General features: G+C 71.7%; 7 protein-coding genes. 2 read left to right on the forward strand and 5 right to left on the reverse strand.

Annotation, left to right across the window (positions count from 1 at the left end; genetic code table 11):
• Positions 1–15: 15 nt before the first annotated feature.
• From AACH10_RS22810 to AACH10_RS22830, 5 genes are read right to left on the reverse strand one after another with little or no spacing between them, the layout of a single operon-like run.
• Positions 16–840, reverse strand: coding sequence for an ATP-binding cassette domain-containing protein (locus AACH10_RS22810; RefSeq protein WP_341412835.1), 825 nt, complete (start codon positions 838–840; stop codon positions 16–18).
• Complete coding sequence (locus tag AACH10_RS22815; protein WP_341412836.1) at positions 837–1,739, reverse strand: ABC transporter ATP-binding protein; 903 nt, start codon at positions 1,737–1,739, stop codon at positions 837–839. The genes AACH10_RS22810 and AACH10_RS22815 overlap by 4 nt, the downstream gene beginning before the upstream one ends.
• Positions 1,736–2,614 carry an ABC transporter permease gene (locus AACH10_RS22820; RefSeq protein WP_341412837.1) on the reverse strand — a complete coding sequence of 293 codons (879 nt, stop codon included), beginning with the start codon at positions 2,612–2,614 and terminating at the stop codon, positions 1,736–1,738. The genes AACH10_RS22815 and AACH10_RS22820 overlap by 4 nt, the downstream gene beginning before the upstream one ends.
• A complete protein-coding gene (locus AACH10_RS22825; RefSeq protein WP_341412838.1) occupies positions 2,611–3,627 on the reverse strand; it encodes an ABC transporter permease in 1,017 nt (338 codons plus the stop codon). The genes AACH10_RS22820 and AACH10_RS22825 overlap by 4 nt, the downstream gene beginning before the upstream one ends.
• Complete coding sequence (locus AACH10_RS22830; protein ID WP_341412839.1) at positions 3,628–5,178, reverse strand: ABC transporter substrate-binding protein; 1,551 nt, start codon at positions 5,176–5,178, stop codon at positions 3,628–3,630.
• Positions 5,179–5,433: 255 nt separating this feature from the next.
• Here AACH10_RS22830 and AACH10_RS22835 point away from each other — a divergent pair, with 255 nt between their 5' ends.
• Together AACH10_RS22835 and AACH10_RS22840 are read left to right on the forward strand one after the other, a co-directional pair.
• Positions 5,434–6,441 (forward strand): AraC family transcriptional regulator, encoded by a 1,008-nt coding sequence (locus AACH10_RS22835; protein WP_341412840.1) that lies wholly within the window; start codon positions 5,434–5,436, stop codon positions 6,439–6,441.
• A gap of 55 nt (positions 6,442–6,496) precedes the next feature.
• Positions 6,497–8,077, forward strand: a complete 1,581-nt coding sequence (locus AACH10_RS22840) for a phytoene desaturase family protein (RefSeq protein WP_341412841.1) — start codon at positions 6,497–6,499, stop codon at positions 8,075–8,077.
• Positions 8,078–8,326 lie beyond the last annotated feature (249 nt).

Here is an 8,326-nt window from a genome sequence, read left to right on the forward strand (position 1 = left end):
GCCGCGGCCTCGGCCTCAGTCGCGGTCCAGCCAGGCCAGGTCCGGGTCGGGCAGCGGAATGGCCTGCAGCAGCGCGCGGGTGTAGGCCTGACCCGGCGCGGCGAACACCGTGTCGGCCGGGACCTGTTCCACCACCTTTCCCTGGCGCAGGATCAGCAGGTCATCGCACAGGCTGCGCACCAGGCCCAGGTCGTGGCTGATGAAGATCAGCGCCAGGCCCAGCTCGCGGCGCAGCTCGTCCAGCAGCGTCACGATGCGGGCCTGGGCCGACACGTCCAGGCCCGAGGTCACCTCGTCGGCGATCAGCGCGGCCGGCTGCAGCGCCAGCGCGCGGGCAATGTTCACCCGCTGGCGCTGGCCGCCGGACAACTCGTGCGGGTAGCGGCTGGCGAAGGCTGCGGGCAGGCCCACGCGGTCCAGCAGCGCCGCGGCCAGGGCCGCGGGTGTGCGGCCCTGCAGCCGGCCCAGGGCCTGCGCCGGTTGGGCGATGCTGTGGCCCACGGTGCGGCGCGGGTTCAGCGCCGACATCGGGTCCTGGAACACCAGCTGCAGCTGCGCGCGGTAGGCCACCAGTGCCGCGCCCTGCAGGCCGGCCACCTCCTGCCCCTGGAAGCGCAGGCGGCCGCGCTGCGGTGGCAGCAGCAGGGTCAGCGCGCGGGCCAGCGTGCTCTTGCCGCTGCCCGATTCGCCGATCACGCCCAGCGCCCCGCCGGCCGGCAGCGTGAAGCTCACGCCGCTGAGCAGCGTGCGCCAGGGCGGCGGCTGGCCCCAGCGGCGCGGGGCGTTCAGGTCGGGCACGTCCAGGCCCAGGTCGTCCACCTGCAGCAGCGCGTCTGTCATGTCTCGGCCTGGTCCAGCGCCAGGGCTTGGGCGTTCAATTGGTCGATCAGCGCATCGTCCACCGGGCGCAGCGTGTGGCCCGGCCGGTCGAAGCGGGGCGTGGCGGCCAGCAGGGCGCGGGTGTAGGGATGGGCGGGTGCGGCGTAGACGGCGGCCACGTCGCCGGCTTCCAGGATGCGGCCGCTGTGGATCACTGCCATGCGCCGGGCCAGTTTGGCCACCACGCCCAGGTCGTGTGTCACCAGCAGCACGCCCAGGCCCTCGCGCGCCAGGCCGGCGATCAGGCGCAGCACCTCCTTCTGCACCGTGACGTCCAGCGCGGTGGTGGGCTCGTCGCAGATGATCAGCCGGGGCCGGCAGGCCCAGGCCATCGCGATGACCACGCGCTGGCGCATGCCGCCGGAGAGCTCGTGCGGGTAGAGCTGCAGCACGCGCGCCGGATCATTCACCTGCACGCGCGCCAGCAGCGCCTCGGCCTGGGCCTGCAGCGCGGCGCCGCGCAGTCCGCGCGCACCGGGCTGCCGCGTCAACACATCGGCCAGCTGCGCGCCGATGCGGCGCACCGGGTTCAGCGCGGTCAGCGGGTCTTGCAGCACCATGCTGACCTGGGTGCCGCGGGCCTGGCGCCACTGCGCCTCGCCCCAGTGCGTGACGTCCACGCCGTCCAGGCGGATACGGCCGCGCGTGATGCGCGCGCCGCGCGGCAGCAGGCCGGTGGCGCAGCGCGTCACCATGGATTTGCCGCCACCCGATTCGCCCACCAGGGCCTGCACCGGGCCGGGCAGCACCTGCAGGTTCACACCGCGCAGGATGCGGGTGATGCGGCCGGCGGTGTGGATCTCGAGGTGCAGGTCCTCGATCTCCAGCACCGGGGCGTCGGGATGGCTCAGGTTGTTCATCCGTGCACCACCGGGTCCAGCTCGCGGCGCAGGCCATCGCCCAGCGCATTCAGCCCCAGCACGGCCAGCATGGTGGCGGCCATGGGCAGCAGCATCAGCGTGGGCGCCTGGTTCACGTAGAGCCGGCCCTCGCCGATCATGCCGCCCCAGGTGGCCGCGCCCGAGGCCACCGACAGCCCCACGAAGCTCAGGATGGCCTCCACCACGATGGCGATGCCCATCTCCAGCGTCAGCAGCGTGGTCAGCAGCGGCCACAGGTTGGGGCCGATCTCGCGCCACAGGATCTGCGCCGGCCGCAGGCCCAGCATGCGCGCCGCGGTCACATAGTCCAGCGCGCGCTGGGCCTGCGCCTCGGCCCGCACCACACGGGCAAAGCGGGTCCAGTCCACCACCACGATGGCCAGCACCACGGCGCCCAGGCCGGTGCCCATCAGCGCCACCAGCACCACGGCCAGCAGCACCGGCGGAAAGGCCATCCACACATCCACCAGGCGTGACACGGCCGCGTCCAGCGCGCCGCCGTGGTAGCCGGCCAGGGCGCCCAGCACCGTGCCCAGCAGGCCGGTCAGCAGCGCCGCGCACACGGCCACCAGCAAGGCGGTGCGGCTGCCCCACAGCAGGCGGGCCAGCACATCGCGGCCCAGGTTGTCGGTGCCCAGCCAGTGCACGGGCTCGCCGGGCGTTGCCGGTGGCGCCTCGGCCGACCAGGCCGGCGGCTGCAGCGGCGACAGCAGATCCTGCGCCTGCGGATCGAACGGCGACAGCCACGGCGCCGCCAGCGCGGCCAGCAGCAGCAGGCCCAGCACGGCGGCGCCCGCCAGCACGCGCGGGTTGTGCACCAGGCGCTGGTGCAGGGGGATGGTGGTGCGGCTCATCGCAGGCTCAGCCGGGGGGCGGCGCGCAGCCGCGGGTTCAGCCACAGGGTCACGGCGTCCACCAGCAGGTTGATCACGATGAACAGCACGGCAAAGGTCAGCACGATGGCCTGGATCAGCGGCAGGTCACGCGCCACCACGGCGTTGATGGCCAGGCTGCCGATGCCGGGGTAGCTGAACAGCCGCTCGATCAGCACCGTGCCGCCCAGCAGAAAGGCGAACTGCACGCCGCTGAGCTGCAGCGTGGGCGTCAGCGCATTGGGCAGCGCCTCGGCAAGCAGCACGCGCACGGCGGGCAGGCCCTTCAGCCGGGCCAGCAGCACGTAGTCGGCCGCCAGGGCCTCCAGCATCGAGGCCTTGAGCACCCGCGCCACCATGGCCGCCACCGGCAGGCCCAGCGCCAGGGCCGGCGCCAGCGCATGGCTGAACACCGAGGCCGTGACGTCCCAGCGCCCGCGCAGCAGGCTCTCGAAGAACAGGAAGCCACTGTGCGCCTGGAAGCTCAGCATCGGGTCCACCCGGCCCGAGATCGGCAGCCAGGTGAACAGCACGCCGAACAGCAGGATGAACACCAGCCCCCACAGAAAGTCGGGCACCGCCTGCACCAGCGCGGCCGCGCCGTCGATCCACGCGGCCAGCCAGCGGCCCTGCGTGGCCGCGGCCAGCACACCGGCGGCGCCGCCGCCCAGCAGCGCCAGCGCCAGCGCGGTGCTGCCCAGCTCCAGCGTGGCGGGCAGGCGCGCCAGCACCAAATCAAGCACCGGCTGCTTCAGGCTGATGGAGGTGCCGAACTCGCCGTGCAGCGCCGCGGCCAGCCACAGGCCGTATTGCGTGAGGATGGGCTGGTCGAGCCCGTAGAAGGCGTACAGCCGCTGCACATCGGCCGGGCTGGCGCCGGGCGGGATCATCATGGCCACCGGGTCGCCCGGCACCACCCGCATCAGCACGAACACCACCGCGCTGACGCCCAGCAGCGTCAGCGCCACCTGGCCGGCGTGGCGCAGGGCGTTCATTCAGGCCTTGCCCACGGCCTGCGGCAGCACAAAGCCGGCGCCATGCGGCGCGAACTTCAGGCCCTTGCGCCACACCACCGTCTGGCTGTACTGGAACAGCGGGATCACCAGCGCATTGGCCGCGATGTACTTGTCCACCGCCTTGTAGCCGGCAATGCGCTTGGCCTCGTCCTTCTCGCCCCACAGCGGGCCGATCATCGCGTCCAGGCCCTTGGGGTCTTTCCAGGCCGAGTGCGGCGAGTGGCTGAACATCGCAAAGCCGGTGGAGGTGGACGGGTCGCCAATCGCATTGCCCCAGTTGTAGAAGGCCGCCGGCGCCAGCTTGTGCTGGGCGCGCAGCTCAAAGTGCTTGGCCACCTCGTAGACCTCCAGCTCCACCTCGGCGCCGATGGCCTTCCACATGCCGGCCACCGCCTGCATCACCTCGAAGTCCTTCGGCTTGAAGCCGCGCGTGGTCTGCACCTTGAACTTCAGCGGCTTGGCCGGGCTGTAGCCGGCCTCGGCCATCAGCGCGGCGGCCTTCTTGGGATCGAAGGGCGCGGTGATGGACGCGTCATACGCGGCATAGCCCGGCGCCTGCAGCGTGTCGATGGCCTTCACCTGGCCCTTCAGCAGCTTGTTGGCCAGGCCCTTCTTGTCGATGGCCAGGGCCAGGGCCTGGCGCACCTTGTCATTCAGCATGGGCTCCACGTTGGTGAGGAAGATCATGCCGATGTCCGACACCGGCGCCACGCTGGTGCCAAAGCCCAGGCCCTTGAGCCGCGTGGCCTCCTCGAACGGCACCTCCAGCGTCAGATCCGAGCGGCCCGATTGCAGCTCGGCCACGCGGGCCGAGGGATCGGTGGTGAACTTGATCAGCACCGAGTCGAACGCGGGCTTGGGGCCGAAGTAGTCCTTGAAGGCGCCCAGCTTCAGGTGCGAGCCCTGCACGAACTCCAGCACCTGGTAGGGGCCGCAGCCGATGGGCGCCTTCTCGAAGCCGGCCGCGCCCACCTTCTCGTAGTAGGCCTTGGGCAGCACATAGCCGGTGAGAAAGGCCATCCACTTGAACAGCGCCGGCTCGTATTCCTTCACATCGGCGGTGACGGTATTGCCCTGGGCCTGGATGTTGCCCAGCTTGGCCCACAGGAACTGGATCGGGTTGCCGGTCTTGGCATCGGCCGCACGGCGCAGTGACCAGGCCACGTCCTCGGCCGTCACCGGGCTGCCGTCGTGCCACTTGGCGCCGCTGCGCACGGTGAGGCTGACCTTGGTCTTGTCGGCGTTCCAGCCCCAGGCGCTCAGCAGGTCAGGCTTCAGGCCCAGGTCGGCGTTCTGGTCGATGAACTGCGAGAACACCGCCTTGTACAGCGACTGGATCGTGGGGTTCACCGCCGACGGGCCCACGGTGGGGTCCCACGAGGGCAGATCGACGTGGTAGGCGATGGTGAGCGTCTGCCCGGCCTGGGCCAGCGCGCGCAGCGGGCCGCTGTTGCCCAGCGCGGCCAGGGCCAGGCCACCCTGGTGCAGAAAGCGGCGGCGCGGTGTGCTGCGGGGAAGGTGCTGGCTCATGCGGGGCTCCATGCCTGTGCGGGTGGCGGTGTGGGGGTGGCGCCGGCCGCGGGTCTAGCGCTGCGGTCCGGTGGCAGGCATGTTGCAGCGCGGCCCCGCGCCGCCGCTATCCGCAAAACGCTGCGGCCTATCCGCGTTGCGCCGTGCCGCGCCAGCCGCGGCAGGCCGCCGCCGCGCCCCGCCGGGTTTCCACGGCTTGCCCGCAAATTGCTTTAAACCTCAAATGTTCAGTCCTGGCCCCAAGGAGGTGCACCGATGTCTGAGTCCCCCGCTGTTGCCGCCGCCACCGCACCGGCCTGCCTGCTGGATGCCTTTCCGCTGCTGCGCGCGCGCAGCGCCGCCACGGCCAGCGAGGCCATCGGCCGCGTGTTTTCGCCGCATCGCCTGGAGCTGGACGACCAGTCGGCCGCGCTGAACGTGCAGCACAACCAGATCCGCCTGCGCGAACTGTCATTGAACGTGCTGACCTATGGCAGCGGCGTGCGCATCGACCCCGGCGAGCGGGGCGACTTCTACATGGTGCAGATCCCGCTGGCCGGCCGCGCCCACCTCAGCTGCGGCCGCGACGAGGTGGCCGTGGACACCCAGACGCTGAGCGTGCTGCAGCCGCGCGCGCGCAGCCGCATGCACTGGAGCAGCGACTGCACCATGATCCTGCTGCAGGTGCCGCGCACCGTGGTGGACCGGCGCGCCGCCGAATGGGGCCTGGGCCCCAAGCCGCGCTTTGCGCTGGCCCGCCCGCGCCATGAGCCGGCGGTGGGCGCCTGGTGGCAGGCCGTGCTGGACCTGACCACCAACCTCGACCGCTACGGCCAGCAGTGGCTGCAGCACCCGGCGGCCTATGCGGCGATGGAGGAGTTTCTGCTGTCGGGCTTTACCTCGATGCTGCGTGAGCCCACCGACGGCGCACCGCGCCCGGGCGATCGCGGCGATGCCCGCTGCGTGCGCCGCGCCAAGGAGTTCATCGAGGCCCACCTGCGCCAATCGCTGACGCTGGGCGAGATTGCCGCGCACGCCTGCGTGAGCCCGCGCGCGCTGGAGGCCGCCTTCAAGCGCGATGGCGAGCCGCCGCCGCTGGTGTATGCGCGCCAGCGCCGGCTGCATGCCGTGCGCCAGGCCCTGCTGGCCGGCGCGCGCCATGGCGGCACGGCCAGCGTGACCGAGGTGGCGCTGGACCACGGCTTCCTGCACATGGGCCGCTTTGCGGCCCAGTACCGCGCGCTGTTTGGCTGCGCGCCGTCTGACACGCTGCGCCTGCACTGACTACACGCAGGCCAGCCCCCATGGGCCCACCTTCTGCCCCGGAGCACCGTTTCTCATGAGTGATGTGGATGTGGACGCCATCGTCATCGGCGCGGGCCACAACGGCCTGGCCGCCGCCCTGCACCTGGCCACCCGCGGCTGGCGCGTGCTGGTGCTGGAGCAGCAGGCCACGCCCGGCGGCGCGGTGAAGACGGCAGAGTGCACGCTGCCCGGCTTCCGCCATGACCTGTATGCGATGAACCTGAGCCTGTTTGCCGGCTCGGCCTTCCATGCCGAGCATGGCGCGCTGCTGGCGCAGCACGGCCTGGGCTTTGTACCGTGCAGCAAGCCGTTTGCCTCGGTGTTCAACCCCGGCGCGGCCGTGCCCTGGCTGGGCGTGGAGCAGGGCTTGCAAGCCACGCTGGCCCACATCCAGCGCGCCAGCGCCGCCGATGCCCAGCGTTGGCGCGAACTGGACGCTCGCTTTGAGCGTGAGGCACCGCACCTGTTTGCATTGCTGGGCACGCCCGCGCCCAGTTGGCCCATGCTGCGCAACGCCTGGCGGCTGCTGCGCGCCCTGGGTTGGAATGGCGTGCAGCAACTGGCCCAGCTGCTGCTGAGCAGCCCGCGCGCCTTTGTGCAGCAACACTTCGAGAGCGAGGCCGTGCAGTGCCTGCTGGCCGCCTGGGGCCTGCACCTGGACTACGCGCCCGACGTGGCCGGCGGCGCGCTGTTCCCCTACCTGGAGGCCATGGCCGGCCAGCGCTTCGGCATGGCCCTGGGCCAGGGCGGGGCCGACACCATCGTGAAGGCCATGGTGGCGGCGCTGCAGGCCCGCGGCGGCCAGCTGCGCACGGGGGCCACCGTGGCGCGCATCACCGTGCAGGGCGGCCAGGCCACCGGCGTGCAATTGGCCGATGGCCAGCAGATCAATGCCAGGCGCGCCGTGATCGCCAACGTGCACCCGCGGGCGCTGTACGGCCCGCTGCTGGGCGAGGCCGCCCCGCCCGATGCCGGCCGCGCCCGCGCGCTGCGCCCCGGCCCCGCCACCATGATGATCCACCTGGCCCTGCGCGAGCTGCCGCGCTGGCAGGCCGGTGACGCGCTGCGCGAGTTTGCTTACGTCCACATCGCCCCCAGCCTGGCGCAGATGGCGCAGACCTACGCAGACGCCCAGGCCGGCCGCCTGCCCGCCGAGCCGGTGCTGGTGGTGGGCCAGCCCACCGTGGTGGACCCCAGCCGCGCCCCGGCCGGCCAGCATGTGCTGTGGGTGCAGGTGCGCGTGCTGCCCTGGCAGGTGCAGGCCGACGCCGCCGGCCTGCTGCCCCCCGCCGGCTGGGATGACCTGAAAGAAGCCTATGCCGACCGCGTGATGGCCCTGCTGGAGCGCCACGCGCCCGGCCTGGGCGCCCAGGTGCTGGGCCGCTGCGTGCTGTCTCCGCTGGACCTGGCCCGCGACAACCCCAACCTGGTGGAAGGCGACAGCCTCTCAGGCAGCCACCACCTCGACCAGTTCTTCCTGATGCGCCCCGGCCCGGGCCGTAGCCGCTGGCGCACCGGGGTGGAGCGGCTGTTTCACATCGGCGCCAGCACCTGGCCGGGGGCGGGGACGGGGGCGGGGTCGGGGTATATGTTGGCGAGGGGGTTGGTGGGGTGAGGAGGAAGTGAGTGCGGATGGAGGATGTGAAGTGAACTCGGCCGTTCGAGCAGAGCTATTCAACGTGCGAAATGTGCGGCGCATCAACTTCGCAGACGTAGTATCTACAATGAATATCTGAGCAAAATTGGGGGGTGTCCGAATTTCTGTGTGTGAGGCGGGTTGCTGAATTGGCCCTGGGCCGATTTCCTCACTGCATCGGGGCCCCTGCCAGGCCGCCAGAGGCGCCCCCTGAATGCCTCATCGGCC

This window comes from Pseudaquabacterium inlustre, assembly GCF_038066595.1.
Classification (GTDB): domain Bacteria; phylum Pseudomonadota; class Gammaproteobacteria; order Burkholderiales; family Burkholderiaceae_C; genus Pseudaquabacterium; species Pseudaquabacterium inlustre.